Source organism: Flavobacterium mekongense (assembly GCF_047038255.1).
Taxonomy (GTDB): domain Bacteria; phylum Bacteroidota; class Bacteroidia; order Flavobacteriales; family Flavobacteriaceae; genus Flavobacterium; species Flavobacterium mekongense.
This window is the reverse complement of sequence record NZ_CP174374.1, coordinates 54,406-74,822: the sequence shown is the minus strand read 5'-3', so window position 1 is coordinate 74,822 and position 20,417 is coordinate 54,406. Positions and strand designations below refer to the sequence as shown.

At 39.7% G+C, this 20,417-nt stretch carries 10 protein-coding genes; all 10 read left to right on the top strand.

What is annotated here, in order from left to right:
• Positions 1-8: 8 nt before the first annotated feature.
• Positions 9-560 carry a transcription termination/antitermination protein NusG gene (gene nusG / locus ACJG85_RS00170; protein WP_295336680.1) on the top strand — a complete coding sequence of 184 codons (552 nt, stop codon included), beginning with the start codon at positions 9-11 and terminating at the stop codon, positions 558-560.
• Positions 561-627: 67 nt separating this feature from the next.
• Positions 628-1,074 (top strand): 50S ribosomal protein L11, encoded by a 447-nt coding sequence (rplK, locus tag ACJG85_RS00165; protein ID WP_283239161.1) that lies wholly within the window; start codon positions 628-630, stop codon positions 1,072-1,074.
• A gap of 3 nt (positions 1,075-1,077) precedes the next feature.
• On the top strand, positions 1,078-1,767 hold the full coding sequence (rplA, locus tag ACJG85_RS00160) for a 50S ribosomal protein L1 (protein WP_412476654.1): 690 nt from the start codon (positions 1,078-1,080) through the stop codon (positions 1,765-1,767).
• A 23-nt stretch (positions 1,768-1,790) separates the two neighbouring features.
• Positions 1,791-2,294 (top strand): 50S ribosomal protein L10, encoded by a 504-nt coding sequence (rplJ, locus tag ACJG85_RS00155; protein WP_409676894.1) that lies wholly within the window; start codon positions 1,791-1,793, stop codon positions 2,292-2,294.
• Positions 2,295-2,349: 55 nt separating this feature from the next.
• Positions 2,350-2,724 (top strand): 50S ribosomal protein L7/L12, encoded by a 375-nt coding sequence (rplL, locus tag ACJG85_RS00150; RefSeq protein ID WP_131476759.1) that lies wholly within the window; start codon positions 2,350-2,352, stop codon positions 2,722-2,724.
• A 267-nt stretch (positions 2,725-2,991) separates the two neighbouring features.
• Complete coding sequence (rpoB, locus tag ACJG85_RS00145) at positions 2,992-6,804, top strand: DNA-directed RNA polymerase subunit beta (protein WP_409676896.1); 3,813 nt, start codon at positions 2,992-2,994, stop codon at positions 6,802-6,804.
• Positions 6,805-6,890: 86 nt separating this feature from the next.
• Positions 6,891-11,195, top strand: a complete 4,305-nt coding sequence (rpoC, locus tag ACJG85_RS00140; RefSeq protein ID WP_409676898.1) for a DNA-directed RNA polymerase subunit beta' — start codon at positions 6,891-6,893, stop codon at positions 11,193-11,195.
• A gap of 119 nt (positions 11,196-11,314) precedes the next feature.
• Complete coding sequence (locus ACJG85_RS00135; protein WP_409676900.1) at positions 11,315-11,626, top strand: DUF3467 domain-containing protein; 312 nt, start codon at positions 11,315-11,317, stop codon at positions 11,624-11,626.
• A gap of 274 nt (positions 11,627-11,900) precedes the next feature.
• Positions 11,901-14,786, top strand: a complete 2,886-nt coding sequence (locus ACJG85_RS00130) for a T9SS type A sorting domain-containing protein (protein WP_412476653.1) — start codon at positions 11,901-11,903, stop codon at positions 14,784-14,786.
• A 310-nt stretch (positions 14,787-15,096) separates the two neighbouring features.
• Positions 15,097-20,055 carry a beta strand repeat-containing protein gene (locus ACJG85_RS00125; RefSeq protein WP_412476652.1) on the top strand — a complete coding sequence of 1,653 codons (4,959 nt, stop codon included), beginning with the start codon at positions 15,097-15,099 and terminating at the stop codon, positions 20,053-20,055.
• The last annotated feature ends 362 nt before the right edge of the window (positions 20,056-20,417 follow it).

The window sequence follows — 20,417 nt, the reverse complement described above, 5'->3', positions numbered from 1 at the left end:
TTTCTGAAATGGCTGATATTAATTTAAAAAAATGGTATGTCGTAAGAGCTGTTAGTGGTCAGGAGAATAAAGTGAAAGCTTATATTGAAACTGAAATTAACAGGTTAGGCATGTCAGATTACATCTCTCAGGTGCTTGTGCCTACAGAAAAGGTAGTCCAAGTTAGAGATGGAAAAAAAATAGCCAAGGATAAAGTTTATTTCCCGGGTTATGTAATGATAGAAGCTAATTTGGTTGGTGAAATTCCTCATATCATTAAATCCATTACCGGTGTAATTGGTTTTTTAGGTGAAGTAAAAGGTGGAGATCCAGTGCCATTGCGTATGTCTGAAGTCAACAGAATGTTAGGAAAAGTGGATGAGTTAGCGGTAAATACCGATACCCAAAATATTCCTTTTACTGTTGGTGAAACAATTAAGGTTATTGATGGACCTTTCAATGGTTTCAACGGAACTATTGATAAAATCAATGAAGAAAAGCGTAAGCTTGAAGTAATGGTGAAAATTTTCGGTAGAAAAACCCCATTAGAATTGAGTTTTATGCAAGTAGAAAAAGTATAATTTTTGTTACATATATTATAACCCGCGTCAATCGCTTCCAATTGAGAGATGCAAAATTTTTTAAGAAATGGCTAAAGAAATTAGTAAAGTAGTTAAACTACAAGTTAAGGGAGGTGCTGCGAACCCGTCGCCACCGGTTGGACCTGCTTTGGGAGCTGCTGGGGTTAATATCATGGAATTCTGTAAGCAGTTTAACGCCAGAACCCAAGATCAACCCGGCAAAGTGTTACCGGTACAAATTACCGTGTACAAAGACAAATCATTCGATTTTGTCGTGAAAACTCCGCCTGCTGCAATTCAGTTATTGGATGCTGCTAAAATTAAATCTGGTTCAGGAGAGCCTAATCGTCGTAAAGTTGGTAATGTTTCTTGGGACCAAATCAAAACGATTGCTGAGGACAAAATGCCGGATTTAAATGCATTCACTATCGAATCTGCTATGAGCATGGTTGCTGGAACAGCTAGATCAATGGGATTAACTGTAACTGGAGATTCTCCTCTAAACAAAGGATAAGACATGGCAAAATTGACAAAAAAACAAAAAGAGGCTGCTTCAAAAATTGAGAAAAATAAATTGTATTCTTTAAAAGATGCCTCATCTTTATTGAAAACAGTTGCTTCTGCAAAATTTGATGAGTCAGTAGATATTGCTGTTCGTTTAGGAGTTGATCCAAGAAAAGCAAATCAAATGGTAAGAGGTGTTGTAACCCTTCCTCACGGAACCGGTAAAGATACTAAAGTATTGGCTTTGGTTACTCCGGACAAAGAAGCAGAGGCTAAAGCTGCCGGTGCTGATCACGTAGGATTAGACAATTACCTTCAAAAAATTAAAGATGGTTGGACAGATGTTGATGTAATCATCACTATGCCGGCTATCATGGGTAAATTAGGACCATTAGGACGTGTATTAGGTCCAAGAGGTTTAATGCCAAACCCTAAAACTGGAACAGTTACCATGGAAATCGGTAAAGCTGTTGCTGAAGTTAAAGCGGGTAAAATCGATTTTAAAGTTGATAAAACCGGAATCGTACATGCCGGTATCGGAAGAATTTCTTTCGACGCGGATAAGATTGTAGATAACGCTCACGAAATTATTCAAACATTAGTTAAATTAAAACCAACTGCAGCTAAAGGTACTTACATCAAGTCTATTCACTTGTCAAGCACCATGAGTCCTGCTATTGCTTTAGACCCTAAAGCAGTATAATTGGTAGTTAAACATATTTTATTATGACAAGAGAAGAAAAATCAATCGCGATAGAAGATTTAACTGCAAAGTTGGCTGAAACAAATGTTATTTACATTGCAGATACATCAGGTTTAGACGCAGAGACAACTTCAAGTTTAAGAAGAGCTTGTTTCAAAGCCGGTATCAAATTAGAAGTGGTTAAGAACACTTTGCTTGAAAAAGCAATGGAAGCTTCAACCAACGATTACGGTGATTTACCGACAATTTTAAAAGGAAACTCTTCTGTATTCATTGCAAGTACAGCAAATGCTCCTGCTAAAATTATCAAGGATTTCAGAAAAAAATCTGATAAACCAATTCTTAAAGGAGCTTACATCAACCAAGAAATCTACATCGGAGATAACTTGTTAGATACCTTAGCATCTCTTAAATCTAAAGAAGAAGTTATCGGCGAAATCATCGGATTACTTCAATCTCCTGCTAAACGCGTACTTTCAGCTTTGTTAAACAATGCTGAACAAAAAGGTGAAGCGGCAGCAGAATAATTAGAGCAGACTAAAAAATAAATATTAAAAAAGAACATTTTAAACGATAGAAAAAATGGCAGATTTAAAACAATTCGCAGAACAATTAGTTAACTTAACAGTAAAAGAAGTTAATGATTTAGCTACAATATTAAAAGATGAGTACGGTATCGAGCCTGCTGCTGCTGCAGTAGTAGTTGCTGCTGGTGGTGCCGGAGACGGTGGTGCTGCTGAAGAGCAAACAGAATTCACTGTAGTATTGAAAGATGCTGGTGCTTCTAAATTAGCAGTAGTTAAAGCTGTAAAAGAATTAACTGGTCTTGGCTTGAAAGAAGCTAAAGATATCGTTGATGGTGCACCTGCAAACATCAAAGAAGGAGTATCTAAAGCAGAAGCTGAAGGTTTGAAAAAATCTTTAGAAGAAGCTGGAGCTGTTGTTGAGTTAAAATAATCCAACACCGGTTTGAAAACTAGGTTTAGGCCTTGGACAAAGCGTCCAAGGGCCTAAACCATTTTTCGTATAATAAAATTATATAAATTTTTTACTGTTTATACAATCAAATACGAATACAATCTTTAGCCAATACGAAGAAAAAAACAAACAAATTTCCTGGTTTGTTTTTAAAGAGGTATTGGTTAATTTTAAAGGAAAGTAGCAATAAAACAGTGTGCATTCACACAAAAAATTACTTTTTTTAAATCAAAATTTTGTCCATTGATGATAACAAATCAGACTGAAAGATTGAATTTTGCCTCTACTAAAAACATTCCTCAATATCCCGACTTTTTGGATGTTCAGGTAAAATCTTTTAAAGATTTCTTCCAATTGGAAACCAAATCTGACGAAAGAGGCAACGAAGGGCTTTACAACACCTTCATGGAAAACTTTCCAATTACTGATACAAGAAACCAATTTGTATTAGAATTCCTGGATTATTTTGTTGACCCGCCACGCTACACCATTCAAGAGTGTATTGAAAGAGGTTTGACTTACAGTGTGCCTTTGAAGGCGCGTCTGAAATTGTACTGTACCGATCCGGAACACGAAGATTTTGAAACCATTGTTCAAGATGTTTATCTTGGAACCATACCTTACATGACACCAAGCGGAACTTTTGTTATCAATGGTGCCGAACGTGTGGTGGTTTCTCAGTTACACCGTTCACCGGGTGTATTCTTCGGTCAGTCTTTCCATGCTAACGGAACCAAGTTGTATTCTGCCAGAGTAATTCCTTTCAAAGGATCATGGATTGAATTTGCTACCGATATCAACAGCGTAATGTACGCTTACATTGATAGAAAGAAAAAATTACCGGTTACTACGCTTTTCCGTGCCATCGGGTTCGAAAGAGATAAAGATATCTTAGAGATTTTCGACCTTGCTGAAGAAATCAAAGTATCTAAAACCGGATTAAAAAAATACATTGGAAGAAGATTAGCCGCGAGAGTATTGAATACTTGGCATGAAGATTTCGTAGACGAGGATACCGGAGAAGTAGTATCTATCGAGCGTAACGAAATCATCTTAGATCGTGACACTATTATCGACAAAGATAATGTGGAAGAAATCATCGATTCTAATGTGAAGTCTATTTTGTTACACAAAGAAGATGCGAATCAAGGTGATTACGCTATCATCCACAATACGTTACAAAAAGACCCAACCAACTCTGAAAAAGAAGCTGTTGAGCACATTTACCGTCAGTTGCGTAATGCAGAACCGCCTGATGAGGAAACCGCTCGCGGTATCATCGATAAATTGTTCTTCTCTGACCAACGTTACAACTTAGGTGAAGTAGGTCGTTACAGAATGAACAAAAAGTTAAACTTGGATATCCCTATGGAAAAACAAGTGTTAACGAAAGAAGACATCATCACTATCGTTAAATATTTAATCGAATTGATTAACTCTAAAGCGGAGATTGATGATATTGATCACTTGTCTAACCGTCGTGTGAGAACCGTTGGTGAGCAATTGTCTCAACAATTTGGTGTTGGTTTAGCGCGTATGGCGCGTACCATCCGTGAAAGAATGAATGTTAGAGATAACGAGGTGTTTACACCAATCGATTTGATCAATGCCAAAACATTGTCTTCGGTTATCAACTCTTTCTTTGGTACCAACCAGTTGTCTCAGTTCATGGATCAAACCAATCCATTAGCCGAGATTACCCACAAAAGAAGATTGTCTGCCCTAGGACCTGGTGGTCTTTCCCGTGAAAGAGCCGGTTTCGAGGTGCGTGACGTTCACTATACACACTATGGTAGACTTTGTCCGATTGAAACCCCTGAGGGACCAAACATTGGTTTGATTTCCTCTTTAGGCGTTTACGCTAAAGTAAACAGTATGGGATTCATCGAAACGCCTTATCGTAAAGTGGCTAACGGCCAAGTGGATTTGGTTTCTGAGCCAATCTATTTAAGCGCCGAGGAAGAAGAAGGTAAGATGATTGCTCAGGCTAACATCACCATGGATAACAACGGAAAAATCACTGCGGATAAAGTGATTGCCCGTGAGGAAGGTGACTTCCCGGTAGTAGATCCAACTGAAATCCACTACACCGACGTGGCACCAAACCAAATCGCTTCAATTTCGGCTTCGTTAATTCCATTCTTGGAACACGATGACGCGAACCGTGCGTTGATGGGATCTAACATGATGCGTCAGGCCGTACCATTATTACGTCCTGAAGCACCTATCGTTGGGACCGGTTTAGAGCGTCAAGTAGCTTCTGATTCGAGAGTATTAATTAATGCGGAAGGCGAAGGTACTGTAGAGTACGTTGATGCTAACATCATTACCATCAAATACGACAGAACTGAAGAAGAAAGAATGGTAAGCTTCGACCCGGATGAAAAAACATACCAATTAATCAAGTTCAGAAAAACCAACCAAAGTACCTCTATCAACTTGAAGCCAATCGTGAGAAAAGGCGACAGAGTAACCAAAGGTCAAGTACTTTGTGAAGGTTACGCAACGCAAAACGGAGAGTTGGCCTTGGGTAGAAACCTTAAAGTGGCGTTCATGCCATGGAAAGGGTACAACTTTGAGGATGCGATTGTAATTTCTGAAAAAGTAGTACGCGATGATATCTTTACGTCTATCCATATTGATGATTATTCTTTGGAAGTTCGTGATACCAAATTAGGAAACGAAGAGTTGACTAACGATATCCCTAACGTTTCTGAAGAAGCTACTAAAGACTTAGATGAAAACGGTATGATCAGAATCGGAGCCGAGGTTAAGCCTGGTGACATTCTAATCGGGAAAATCACACCAAAAGGGGAATCAGATCCAACGCCTGAAGAGAAGTTGTTAAGAGCCATCTTCGGAGACAAAGCCGGTGATGTAAAAGATGCTTCCTTAAAGGCTTCTCCATCATTACACGGTGTGGTTTTAGATAAAAAATTATTCGCGAGAGCGGTAAAAGATAAAAAGAAACGTACCAAAGACAAAGACGATTTAACGGCTTTGGAAATGGAGTTCGAAACTAAATTTGTTGAATTAAAAGACAAATTGGTTGACAAATTGTTCAACATCGTGAACGGAAAAACATCGCAAGGTGTAATGAACGACTTGGGTGAAGAAGTATTGCCGAAAGGTAAAAAATATACCCAAAAAATGTTACATGCGGTAGAAGATTTCGCTCACTTAACCAAAGGACAATGGGTAGCTGATGACGAAACCAACAAATTGGTAAACGACTTAATCCACAACTACAAAATCAAATTAAACGATTTACAAGGGGCATTAAGAAGAGAGAAATTTACCATCACTGTAGGTGACGAGTTACCAGCAGGTATCTTGAAATTAGCGAAAGTTTACATCGCTAAGAAACGTAAATTGAAAGTGGGTGATAAAATGGCAGGACGTCACGGAAACAAAGGTATTGTGGCTCGTATCGTTCGTCATGAAGACATGCCTTTCTTGGAAGACGGAACACCGGTAGATATCGTATTGAATCCGCTGGGGGTACCATCGCGTATGAACATTGGTCAGATTTACGAAACCGTATTGGGTTGGGCCGGTATGAACTTGGGTAGAAAATTTGCTACACCAATCTTCGACGGTGCTACTTTAGACCAAATCAACGCCTTGACAGACGAAGCCGGAATCCCAAGATTCGGTCATACTTATTTGTACGACGGAGGAACAGGAGAGCGCTTCCACCAACCGGCTACAGTGGGTGTAATCTACATGTTGAAATTAGGACACATGGTAGATGATAAAATGCACGCACGTTCTATTGGTCCATACTCATTGATTACGCAACAACCGTTAGGAGGTAAAGCTCAATTCGGAGGTCAGCGTTTCGGAGAAATGGAGGTTTGGGCACTTGAGGCTTATGGTGCTTCAAGTACGCTTAGAGAAATTTTGACTGTTAAATCGGATGACGTAATCGGTAGAGCTAAAACTTACGAAGCCATCGTTAAGGGTGAAACTATGCCGGAGCCGGGATTACCAGAATCATTCAATGTATTGATGCATGAATTGAAAGGTCTCGGATTAGACATCAGATTAGAAGAATAAATCAGTAAACCAGTCTCAGTCTCAGTTGGCAATTACTGCTGACTGTGACTGAAAACTGCGACTGTAACATTTAAAAGTTTACGACTATGATGAATAGAAATAAAGATACTAAAAATACTATCAAAAGATTTGACAGAATTTCGATAGGCTTGGCTTCTCCGGAATCCATCTTGGCTGAGTCAAGAGGTGAGGTTTTGAAGCCTGAAACTATCAACTATAGAACCCACAAACCGGAACGTGACGGTCTTTTCTGTGAGCGTATCTTCGGACCTGTAAAAGATTTCGAATGTGCTTGTGGTAAATACAAAAGAATCCGTTACAAAGGAATCGTTTGTGACCGTTGTGGTGTAGAGGTTACCGAGAAAAAAGTACGTAGAGACAGAGTAGGACACATCAACTTGGTGGTGCCTATCGCTCACATCTGGTATTTCCGCTCGTTACCCAACAAAATCGGTTATATCCTTGGATTGCCGTCAAAAAAATTAGACATGATTATTTACTACGAGAGATACGTAGTAATCCAAGCCGGTATTGCTAAAAATGCAGACGGCGAATCTTTACAAAGATTAGACTTCTTAACAGAAGAAGAATATCTGAATATTTTGGATACGCTTCCGATGGAGAATCAATATTTAGACGACTCAGATCCGAATAAATTCATCGCCAAAATGGGTGCAGAATGTATTATGGACTTGTTGGCTCGCACCGACTTAGATGCTTTGTCATACGAGTTGCGTCACAGTGCTAACAACGAAACGTCTAAACAAAGAAAAACAGAAGCATTAAAAAGATTACAAGTAGTAGAATCTTTCCGCGAATCTAATTTGAACAGAGAAAACCGTCCGGAGTGGATGATTTTGAAAGTGATTCCGGTGATTCCGCCAGAATTGCGTCCGTTAGTGCCGCTTGATGGTGGGCGTTTTGCGACTTCCGATTTGAACGATTTGTACCGAAGAGTAATCATCCGTAACAACCGTTTGAAAAGATTGATGGAAATCAAAGCTCCGGAAGTAATCTTAAGAAACGAAAAACGTATGTTGCAAGAATCAGTAGATTCATTATTCGACAACACGCGTAAAGCTTCTGCGGTTAAGACCGAATCAAACCGTCCATTGAAATCACTTTCGGATTCCTTAAAAGGTAAGCAAGGTCGTTTCCGTCAAAACTTATTAGGAAAACGTGTGGATTATTCTGCTCGTTCGGTAATTGTGGTTGGACCGGAAATGAAATTGTTTGAATGTGGTTTGCCTAAAGATATGGCGGCAGAACTATACAAACCATTCGTTATTCGTAAGTTAATCGAAAGAGGAATCGTTAAAACCGTTAAGTCGGCTAAGAAAATCATCGATAAAAAAGAGCCTGTAGTATGGGACATCCTTGAAAATGTAATCAAAGGACATCCGGTATTGCTGAACCGTGCTCCTACTTTGCACCGTTTGGGTATCCAAGCGTTCCAGCCAAAGTTAATCGAAGGAAAAGCGATCCAATTACACCCGTTGGTGTGTACGGCGTTTAACGCGGATTTCGACGGTGACCAGATGGCAGTTCACTTGCCGTTAGGGCCGGAAGCTATTTTGGAAGCCCAATTGTTAATGTTGGCTTCTCACAATATCTTGAACCCGGCCAACGGTGCGCCAATTACAGTACCTTCTCAGGACATGGTTTTGGGTCTGTACTACATGACCAAAGAAAGATTGTCTACTCCGGATCATAAAATTTTAGGCGAAGGCTTAACTTTCTACTCTGCAGAAGAAGTTAACATCGCTTTAAATGAAGGCAGATTAGAGTTGAACGCTCGTGTGAAAATCAGAGCCAAAGACTTTAATGAGAACGGTGAATTAGTATACAAACTTATCCAAACAACTGCCGGTAGAGTACTATTTAACGAAGTAGTGCCGGAAGCAGCCGGTTACATCAACGAAGTATTGACCAAAAAATCATTGCGTGATATTATTGGTAAAATCTTAGCTGTAACCGATGTGCCTACCACAGCAGCTTTCTTGGATAACATGAAAGATATGGGATACAAGTTCGCTTTCAAAGGCGGATTGTCATTCTCCTTAGGTGATATTATCATCCCGGAAAGAAAAGACGAATTAATCGCGGATGCTCGTGAGCAAGTGGACGGAATTACCATGAACTATAACATGGGTCTTATCACCAACAACGAGCGTTACAACCAAGTAATCGACGTGTGGACTTCAACCAATGCTTTATTGACCGAGTTGGCTATGAAGAATATTCGTGAAGACCAACAAGGGTTCAACTCGGTATACATGATGTTGGATTCCGGAGCGCGTGGATCTAAAGAGCAGATTCGTCAGTTAACCGGTATGCGTGGTTTGATGGCTAAGCCTAAAAAATCTACAGCCGGTGGTGGTGAAATTATCGAGAACCCGATTCTTTCCAACTTTAAAGAAGGTCTTTCAATCTTAGAATACTTCATCTCTACGCACGGTGCTCGTAAAGGATTAGCGGATACCGCTTTGAAAACAGCCGATGCGGGTTACTTGACTCGTCGTTTACATGACGTTTCCCAAGATGTAATCGTAAACTCTGTAGATTGTGGTACGTTAAGAGGTATCGAAGTTTCTGCTTTAAAGAAAAATGAAGAAATTGTTGAAACTTTAGGAGAGAGAATCTTAGGACGTGTAGCGTTACAAGATGTCATCAATCCGTTAACCAACGAGATATTAGTTCACTCAGGAGAACAAATCACCGAAGCTATCGTAAAAGCTATCGAAGAATCTCCGTTAGAGAAAATTGATGTACGTTCACCATTAACTTGTGAGGCTAAGAAAGGAATCTGTGCTAAATGTTACGGAAGAAACTTAGCTACCGGAAAAATGACTCAAAAAGGTGAAGCTGTCGGAGTTATTGCAGCACAATCAATTGGAGAGCCGGGAACTCAGTTAACACTACGTACCTTCCACGTTGGAGGGGTTGCCGGTGGTGTTTCTGAAGAATCAAGCATCGTGGCGAAATTCGGAGGAAGATTGGAAATCGAAGATTTGAAAACGGTTGTAGGAGAAGACAACGACGGAAACAAAGTGGATATCGTTGTATCTCGTTCAACGGAATTAAAATTAGTAGATGTTAAAACCGGAATTCTATTAAGTACACACAACATTCCTTACGGTTCCGTAATCAATGTTAAAGATGGTGACGTAGTAGAAAAAGGTGCTGTCATCTGTAAATGGGATCCATACAACGGGGTTATCGTTTCTGAGTTTACCGGTAAAATTGCTTACGAAGATTTAGAACAAGGACAATCGTTCCAAGTTGAAATCGATGAGCAAACCGGTTTCCAAGAAAAAGTAATTTCTGAAGGAAGAAATAAAAAGTTAATTCCAACCTTATTGGTTTACGGTAAAGACGGAGAATTAATCCGTTCTTACAACTTACCGGTTGGTGCTCACTTAATGGTAGAAGATGGGGAGAAAATTAAAGCGGGTAAAATCTTGGTTAAAATTCCTCGTCGTTCTTCTAAAGCGGGTGATATCACCGGAGGTTTACCAAGAATTACGGAGTTGTTAGAGGCTCGTAATCCTTCAAACCCTGCAGTAGTATCTGAAATTGACGGAGTAGTATCTTTCGGTAAAATCAAACGTGGTAACCGTGAAATCATCATCGAATCTAAATTTGGTGAGGTTAAGAAATACTTGGTGAAATTATCAAGTCAAATCTTAGTGCAAGAAAACGACTTCGTGAAAGCCGGTATGCCATTGTCTGACGGTGCTATTACACCGGAAGATATCTTAAGAATTCAAGGGCCTTCTGCTGTACAACAGTACTTGGTTAATGAAATTCAAGAGGTTTACCGTTTGCAAGGGGTAAAAATCAACGACAAGCACTTTGAAGTGGTTATTCGTCAAATGATGCGTAAAGTTCAGGTTGAAGATCCGGGAGATACTTTGTTCTTAGAAGAACAATTAATCCACACCGCTGACTTCATTGAAGAAAACGATAAATTATATGGAATGAAAGTGGTAGAAGATGCAGGTGATTCGGAAACTTTGAAACCGGGTCAAATTGTATCACCGCGTGAGTTAAGAGATGAAAACTCTATGTTGAAACGCAATGACAAAAACTTAGTAGTGGCTCGTGATGTTATCACCGCTACCGCTACTCCGGTACTACAAGGTATTACCAGAGCGTCGTTACAAACTAAGTCGTTCATCTCAGCGGCATCATTCCAGGAAACTACTAAAGTATTGAATGAGGCTGCTGTAGCCGGTAAAGTGGATACTTTAGAAGGATTGAAAGAAAATGTTATCGTAGGTCACAGAATTCCTGCCGGAACCGGTATGAGAGATTATGATCACACTATTGTAGGTTCGAAAGAAGATTACAATGAGATCATGGCTAACAAGGAAGAATACATTTACTAATTCCATAGTAATCCTTAAATTAAATAAAAGCCACTATTTTATATCCTAAATTAGTGGCTTTTTATATTGGTGTCAGTAGCAAATTTTAATCTAATAACTAATCTTAAAATCTAATATAAATGAGCGATAACAATCAACAACAAGGGCAAATCAACATTGAGTTGGATGAAAAAACAGCAGAAGGGATCTATTCCAATTTGGCTATTATTAATCATTCTGCTTCAGAGTTTGTAGTTGATTTTGTAACCCTGATGCCGGGCGTTCCTAAAGCTAAAGTAAAGTCGAGAATTGTGCTTACGCCACAACATGCCAAAAGATTTTTGAAAGCATTAGGGGAAAACATCCACCGATACGAGTTGGCAAACGGTGAAATTAAAGATACAGAGCAACCTCAAGTTCCTTTAAACTTTGGACCTGCCGGTCAGGCCTAAAATTCAAATGTTAAACGTTAAGAACCCTCTTCCTTATTTGGAGAGGGTTTTTTGTTTGCTATTTTTAAGTTCCTAAAAAGCCTTGTTTATTTTTAAACATTTCTTAATAAATTAACTTAAAAATAGTTTTTTATTAACACGAAAACGTTATAGTTTGACTCTGTAGTGCTGCGAGGTGCTTTTTCTAAAGAATAATATTTAAGTTTATGTTGTCAAATATCACTCAGCATTTTTGAGTTTTCTGAAAAAAGCGTGAAACTTAAATTATCAAACTATGAAGAGATTTTTACTCAAAGCATTTTTAGGTTGTATTTATGTGTTGACAGGACTTGGTTCTTTGGAGACTTCAGCACAAAACATATTCAACGGCGAACCGGTGCAATGGGTTGGTAGACCTAACGGATATTCTACAACTCCATACAACTCCGATTACCGCACAACCATTTACCGAAAAGTATCCACAACCGCTTCAAACCCTTCCGATGGTAGAGGACAATGGACCACGACCATCAATGTACAAAGTTCAGGAGGAAATATTACTCCGGATAATATGCCGGGTGGAGGAGGATCCGGTTGGTTATTGATTTCCGGGCCTTCCGGCAACCGCTTCCAAAATAAATGGAATTTTAATGGTGTCGGGCAAGCCGCTTTAAACGCTGTTAACAATATGATTCGTCAGGGTGGCGGTCAGGATATGGGATTGAATATGGGTACAGCAGGTTATTACACTTTTGTCATGCGAGATGCCGGATACAATAATTCCGAAGTGTACATTGCTTATACTACCAATGCCCCTGTGACTGTTGCCAACGGAGGTGTTACTTATTCGGGCGGTGCACCTGTAGTAGCTATTACTACCAGTGCTACGCCATCATCAGGAGAAAATATTTATGTTCGTTACAGAGTAGGTACCAACGATTTTACTTCAGGTACTTCTTTGGTTCAGGCAAGCGGAACCGGAACTTCTTGGTCGGCTACTTTACCTACTCAATCATGTAATGCAACGGTTTACTATTATATTTTTACCAGTACCAGAACTTTATCTGAGCTAAATGCCGACTCTGAGCAAAATCGTTCTTTGGCAGTGCTTCGCTATGATGATAATTTTGGCGCTAACCGTTCGTTTACAGTCTCTCAGTCCACGGCAGCAGTATTGTCGGGTGGTGCAGCGTTATGTCAGGGACAAAGCACCAATTTGCAAGTAGCCGTTACCGGTGGTTTATCACCTTATACTGTTGTTTATTCCGACGGAACTTCAAATTTTACAGTTTCTAATTATACTTCAGGTACTAATATAGCGGTTTCTCCAAGCTCAAGCAAAACCTATACCTTGGTATCGGTAACCGGAAGTAACGGGTGTGCCGGTACCGGTTTGTCGGGTAGTGCCACGGTAACGGTAAGTCCAAATGTTACTTATTATGCCGATAACGATGGAGACGGTTTTGGAAATCCATCAGTTTCTCAAGTAACTTGTACAGGAGCACCGGCTAATTATGTGACAAACAATTTGGATTCCAATGATAATTTGTTGACTTATGAAGATATTGACGGAGATGGTTTCGGAACTACAACCTTAGCACCGTCAGGAGCTATTAATAACACCGATTGTGACGATAACGATAATACAAAAAATGCTACTTTTTCTTTTTACGAAGATGTAGATGGTGACGGAGTTGGTTTCGGAAGTTTGGTTAGCGGTGTTTGTGCTGTTGATGCTAATACACCACCTGCTGGCTATTCCTTAATCAATACAGATTGTTCTCCAAATGACGGCGCTACTTATCAAGAAGGGACTTTTTATACTGATGCTGACGGCGACAATTATGCGGTTAACAACAATACAGTTACATTATGTTACGGTGCTACTGAGCCAACAGGATATAGCGCTCTGAATTTAGGAGTTGATTGTGATGATACAATAGGAGCGATCAATCCGGGAGCTGTCGAGGTTTTATACAATGGTTTTGATGATAACTGTAATGGTGTATTTGACGAAGGTAATCAAATCATTGCCAATATGGTTAACTGTGGTACAACCTTGTCAACACTTAGCTCTTTAATTTATTGTGTGAGCACACCGGGTGTGAATGGTTACCGTTTTGAAGTAACTAATACAGTGACTAATCAGGTTCAAACTATTGACAAACCTGCTCAGTTTTTCAGCTTAACTGAGTTGGCTAGTTATGACTATGCCACTACTTATTCGGTAAGGGTAATGGTAAGAAAAGCGAGCAATAATGTTTGGTTAGGTTATTACAGTTCCGCTTGTTTGTATTCTACACCACCGGTAATTTCCCCTGCCGGAGGAGCTGGTACTACACAATTGCAAAACTACTGTGGGCAAACCTTGCCGGCTATCAGCACTATCCTTTCCACTACCAGTTTGCCTGGGGCTACAGGGTATCGATTTAGAGTAACCGATACCAATACAAATGCAGTTCAAACCATCACCAGAACTTTACCTTGGTTCACACTGACCATGTTAAGTGCTTATAACTACGGTACCACTTATGCCATAGATGTTGCCGTTAAAACAACCGGCAACTATTCGGATTACGGAGCATCATGTTTTGTAAGTACTCCGGCAGTACCAACATTAACCAATTATTGCGGTGGTGCTATAGTACCCGGCAAAGGAACATTTATTGCTACATCTAGTTTGGACAGAGTAACAGCCTATGAGTTTACAGTAGACCGTTACAACGAGTTTTTTGAATTAGTATCCACTTCTGTGGTTGTTAAATCAATAAACCGATTCAATTTTAATGATATTACCAATTATACTCCCAATACCACCTATAGTGTTCGAGTAAGAGTATTTACAGCGGGTTCTTGGTCTGCTTACGGTGATGCTTGTGAAATTGTATCGCCGGGTACAGCCAGAGAAGGAGAAACCAAAGCGGTTGATTCAAGTTTGTTCAGTGTAGTAGCCTATCCGAATCCGTATGATTATCAATTCAGTATCCGCCTGGAAAGTGCCAGCGAGGCTCCTGTTACCATCAAGGTCTATGACATGATTGGTAAATTGATTGAGACCCGTGAGGTAAATACAGCGGATATACCGGTGCAGTCCTTGGGAGAGGCATATCCAACCGGTGTTTACAATGTTGTAATTACGCAAGAGGATAATACAAGAGCTTTAAGAATGATCAAAAGATAACCTGAAATTTATAATAGAAAGCCCCTTCATTTGATGGGGCTTTTTTTTGTTTGTAATTGCCAAATTCTGACAAGTGTTTTCCCGCTTGAAATGATTTCTATTCTGAAAATATTAGAATTTTCTTATGCATAACTAATTGAAGTTAAATGTTTTTGCCATTTTTGGCTCTTTGTGAGAAAGATGTTAACAATTAACCAAAAAGTAATAGGTCTAAATTTGCAAGTGTTAAAAAAAATGCTACTTTTGAAAGCTTTTTTTCGGCTAAAATTGGGGCGCCAAAAAAAAGACTGTCATTAAACAAAATCAAACTATGAATAAAACTACCTTCGAAGCTTCTGCCAAGGGCAAAAGCTTATGGAGTAAATCAATCTTGACATTGGGATTGGTTTGCTTTTTATTGTTAACTAGTGTTGGGCATGCACAGTTGCTTCAACAAGACTTTAGCAGTTCTACGACTGTAGCAAATTATGCTAATGCAACTACTCCTACTAACGGTCAGTTTAATGCTATCTCAACTTCTGGATCGGGAACAGTATTGTCTATCAATACTACAGGTTCAAACAAATTGCGATTTGCCAGAACCGCTAATGCTGGGGCTTTCTCAAGAACTACCGATTTTTCTCCAACACCAACCAGTATGTTGTATCGTTTCGATATGGCTATCTCTGGTAATAGTGTTGCCCAAACAACAGCTGCAACATTTCAAGTCGGAAGCGGATTTGGTACCGGAAATGCCGCTGAAGCAAACGCGTCAACACATTCTCGGTTAGGGGTTAATATTAATGCTACTTCTGGTCAGTTTAGTATAAGGAATTTAACAAATAGTGTTAATTCAGCAAATTTCACAGGAACTCAAACTATAACCTGGGCTATAAATAATTCAGGAGCAACATTAACTTACAGAGCGCCGGATGGTACATTTGAAACTGTTGCGGATGATTCTTATGATTTATGGATTGGGACCACAAAATCGTTTAATGATATTGCAGCAACTACAGGAACAATATCATTAACAGATTTAAAATTTGCCTTTTCACAAGGGTCTGCAACAATTGATATAGATAATGTTCTTGTTGATCCAATCCCATCAGTGCCAACTTCTAATGCCGCTACTGCTGTGGGTAGTGCCGGGTTTACGGCTAATTGGTCTACAGTAACTGGAGTTACCGGATATAGAATAGATGTGGCTACCGATGCTGCTTTTACTTCTATGGTTTCAGGTTATAATAATTTATATGTTTCAGGGCAATCAACCAATTCCTTAAATGTTACTGGTTTAAGTGCTAATACTACTTACTACTACAGAGTTAGAGGGGCTTCTCAATATACTGTAGGAGAATTTGCCGGTGGAAATTCAGCAGCTCAGAATTTAACAACTGCCAGTTCCTTTTCTATAGCTTGGGCTAATTTGCAATACCCAACCGCTAATACATCGGTTGCCGAAGGAACAGCGGTTGATTACTATGGTAGAGTTTATGCTGCCGGTGTTACTGACAGTGTAGGTGAAGGGACTTTGATTGATGCCTGGGTAGGGTATAGCACTTCAAACACTGATCCAAGCGGAAGCGGTTGGACGTGGGTGAGCGCTGCTTACAATGTTGATGATGGTGCCAGTAATGATGAATACAAAGGAACCCTTTCAGGTTTAACACCTGCCACTTACTATGTTGCTTATCGCTATAGAGTAGGAGCTACCGGAGCATTTACCTATGGAGGAAAAAACAACAATGTTTGGGCTTCAACGTCAGATAATGCACAATTAACCGTAACTTCTTTATTGGTTGATTGGTGTAATTTACAATACCCTGCTTCAGGAACTATTACCGCAGGTGATACTTATAATGTTTATGCCAAAGTATATTTAGGAGGTGTAACCAATACTGGTAGTCCGGGTGCCGGCATTACCGCTTGGATAGGTTACAGTACTTCTAATACCAATCCGAACACTTGGACCAATTGGGTGCCGGCTACTTTCGGTTCTGATCAAGGAAATGATGATGAGTATTTTGCCAACATTGCTTCAGGATTGACTCCCGGTACTTATTATTATGCTTCTCGTTTCCAAAGAACCGGTAGTACAGAATACCGTTATGGTGACATCAACGGCATTTGGGATAATACTACAGATAATGGTGTGTTAACGGTGAATGCAGCCACTCCGGTTGTTACTCCTGCTTCTCCTACCGGTACTTATAATACTGCTTTTTCTTATAATGTAATTGCAACCAATTCGCCAACATCTTTCGCTGTGGCTTCGGGTACGCTGCCATCAGGATTGAGTTTAAATACCGCTACCGGTTTAATCTCCGGTACACCTACACAAGTGGGAACCTTTGCAATAGGTGTTACAGCTTCCAATGGCGGAGGAACGAGTCCGGCTGCTACCATTACAATTACTATAGGTCAGGCTTCCCAAACTATTACGTTTGGTGCATTAGCGTCTAAAGTTTACGGTGACACTGCTTTTGCTTTAACCGCTACTGCTTCTTCCGGTTTAACAGTATCTTACACCAGCTCTAATACTGCTGTGGCTACCGTTTCAGGTAACACGGTTACTATAGTTGGAGTAGGGTCTACTACTATTACTGCTTCTCAAGCCGGAGATGCTAATTATACAGCGGCTACCTCTGTTAATCAAACATTGACAGTTGCTGTTAAAAATTTAACCATAACAGGAGTTGTGGCAAATAACAAAGTTCAAGACGGTACTACAGCAGCCACTTTAAGTGGTGCGCCGGGATTGAATGGCTTGGTTGCAGGTGATGAGTCTGAAGTATCAATTACAGGTACTCCTTCGGCCAATTTTGCAACCTCTTTACCGGGAACCGGCATTGCTGTTACGGTAACGGGTTACAGTTTGGCAGGTACTAAGGCTGCTAACTATAGTGTTTCACAACCAACAGGTTTAACGGCTAATATTACGGCTTTAGGGGTTCCAACCGCTACAGCTGCTACTGCTGTTTTACCGGTAGGGTTTACAGCCAATTGGACTGCTGTTTCCGGAGCTACTTCTTATGAATTAGATGTTTATACTAAAACCGGTGGTGTTACCGAGGTGATCAATCAAGATTTTACTTGGACCAATTTAGGAACCACCAATGGAACCGGAGGAAACTCAGGAGGTTGGAGCGGAAGTGTAGCAAATAATACTTTTGATATTGTAGGTTGGACAGATGCCTCAGGATATAAAGGAGATAATTGTGCTAAAATGGGAACGGGAAGTGCTCGTGGTGCTTTAACCACTCCTGCCTTTGGAACTGCCGGTAACGCCGTAGTGACTTTTAGAGCCGGAGCTTGGGATGGTGCTTCTGAGCAAACCACGCTACTTTTAGAAGTAACCGGTGGTGGAACTTTGAGTCAAAGTTCTGTTACTATGACTAAAGGAGCTTTTGCCAACTATACAGTGAATGTAACCGGCGCTACTGCAGCAACTCAAGTTACTTTCAGGGCTTTTCAACTTAGCAATGCTCGTTTCTTTATTGATGATATAGTAGTGACTGTAGATAGTGAAACATTAGTTTATGCATCGGGTTATCAAAGTTTAAATGTTGGGAATGTTACTAGTTATGCTGTAACAGGTCTAGATTCTGAAACAGAATATTTTTACCGTGTGAGAGCCGTAAACGGAACAGTAGCTACTGGAAATTCAAATGAAATAACGGTGACTACCAAACCGGTTTCTTGTACTTGGAACGGCACAGCATGGACCAATACTACAGGCCCTGATGCAGATATTGAAGCGATTATAGCCGGTGTTTACAATACCACTGCCAATGGTGAGTTTACTGCCAAAAAAGTAACAGTTAACTCAGGTTCGTTGACGGTTAATTCTGGAGATACTATTACTGTTGTAAATGAATTGGTGAACAATTTAACCGCTGCTGATGTGGTTATAGAAAACAATGCAAACCTTATTCAATCTGCTGATGTTGATAATACAGGTGCTGTAACGGTTAAACGCAACAGTTCATTACTAAAGCGTTTGGATTATACCCTTTGGTCTTCTCCGGTAGTTGGCCAAAACTTATTGAGTTTCTCTCCTCAAACTATCACTAATCGTTTTTATACCTATAATTCTACAACTAATTTTTATGAATCGGTAGCAAGTCCTTCTACAACTAATTTTGACACTGCCAAAGGATATCTTATTCGCGTGCCGAATAACCATCCTTCTGTAACACCTACTTCTTGGGCAGGTCAATTTGTTGGAGTGCCAAACAACGGAAATTATAGTTTGACTATGCAAGATGATGTGGCCGGTCAACGTTTCAACTTAGTCGGAAATCCTTATCCATCGCCAATTGATGCTTTAGCTTTTATTGAAAATGCTAACAATAGCGGTAGCATTACCGGAACCTTATATTTTTGGAGAAAAACCAATGGCAGCGCTAATCCTAGTTACTGTACTTGGACTTCGGGTGGTTTTGTAACCAATAATGACTCGCAAACATTTGATTTAAACGATGTGATTCAAACGGGTCAGGCTTTCTTTGTGGAAGCAACCGGAAATAACGACCAATTGTTGTTTACCAATGAAATGCGTACGGACAACCATGCCAATCAGTTTTTCCGTAATGCTCAGGTTGCCAATACGGTAGAGCGTAATCGGGTTTGGTTGAATGCTACCAACAGTGCCGGTGCGTTCTCGCAAACCATGATAGGATATATGACCAATGCTACTAATGGTTTAGATACACAAATAGACGGTAAATATATTAACGACGGCGAAATTGCTTTGACGTCTCTATTAGCGTCTGACCCAATGGCTATTCAAGGGCGTGCTTTGCCTTTTGATGTGGCTGATGTTGTACCTCTAAGATTTAAAGCAACCACTGCCGGAAACTACACTATAGCGATTGATCACGCAGATGGATTATTTGCTAACGGGCAAACAGTTTTCTTACGCGATAACGTTATGGGTGTTACCCACAATTTAAGTGAAGGCGGTTATACATTTGCCGTTGAAGCCGGTACCTTTGACAGTCGTTTCGAAGTAGTGTACCAATCTACTTTAGGCACAGATACACCAATACTAACAAACAATCAAGTTGTGGTATATGCTTCAGGTGCTTCCGCTTTAACTGTGAACGCCGGGAATGTTGTGATGAGTACTGTTAAGATCTTCGACATCAGAGGACGTCTCTTAACAGAAAGCCGTAATATCAATGCCACGCAAACTACTTTGCCGGTTAATGCTGCTAACGAAGTGATTTTGGTTCAAGTTACCTCAGTTAATGGGGAAACCGTAACCAAGAAGTTTGTTAAATAAGTCAATATCTTTAAATAATAAAAAAACCTGTCTTTGTAGACAGGTTTTTTTATTTGTATTCCTGGGTTATGTGTCATAAGTTCCTTTTGATTGCCAAATGCTTCTTTTGCAAGTAATTAATTTTTATAAGTTCATTTTTTTTACAATTCAGTTGTGTTTAAATTTTTGATGTTACAATAAAAATGTAGTAAAAAACATAATAAAAAAGACAAATAGTGTAAATAATCGATAAAAAATGCATTTTATCGATAAAAAGTTTGGTTGGTAATACTGTTTTATGCTATTTTTGGTTGTAGATTTATCTTGGAGATGTCAGAATCATTCAATAAGTGGTTAAATACTCACAAAAATTGAACTTTATC

Excerpts from the sequence above, each read along its gene's own strand:
- nusG (WP_295336680.1), top strand. The coding sequence starts at position 9 with ATGGCTGATATTAATTTAAAAAAATGGTATGTCGTAAGAGCTGTTAGT.
- rplK (WP_283239161.1), top strand. The coding sequence starts at position 628 with ATGGCTAAAGAAATTAGTAAAGTAGTTAAACTACAAGTTAAGGGAGGT.
- rplA (WP_412476654.1), top strand. The coding sequence starts at position 1,078 with ATGGCAAAATTGACAAAAAAACAAAAAGAGGCTGCTTCAAAAATTGAG.
- rplJ (WP_409676894.1), top strand. The coding sequence starts at position 1,791 with ATGACAAGAGAAGAAAAATCAATCGCGATAGAAGATTTAACTGCAAAG.
- rplL (WP_131476759.1), top strand. The coding sequence starts at position 2,350 with ATGGCAGATTTAAAACAATTCGCAGAACAATTAGTTAACTTAACAGTA.
- rpoB (WP_409676896.1), top strand. The coding sequence starts at position 2,992 with ATGATAACAAATCAGACTGAAAGATTGAATTTTGCCTCTACTAAAAAC.
- rpoC (WP_409676898.1), top strand. The coding sequence starts at position 6,891 with ATGATGAATAGAAATAAAGATACTAAAAATACTATCAAAAGATTTGAC.
- ACJG85_RS00135 (WP_409676900.1), top strand. The coding sequence starts at position 11,315 with ATGAGCGATAACAATCAACAACAAGGGCAAATCAACATTGAGTTGGAT.
- ACJG85_RS00130 (WP_412476653.1), top strand. The coding sequence starts at position 11,901 with ATGAAGAGATTTTTACTCAAAGCATTTTTAGGTTGTATTTATGTGTTG.
- ACJG85_RS00125 (WP_412476652.1), top strand. The coding sequence starts at position 15,097 with ATGAATAAAACTACCTTCGAAGCTTCTGCCAAGGGCAAAAGCTTATGG.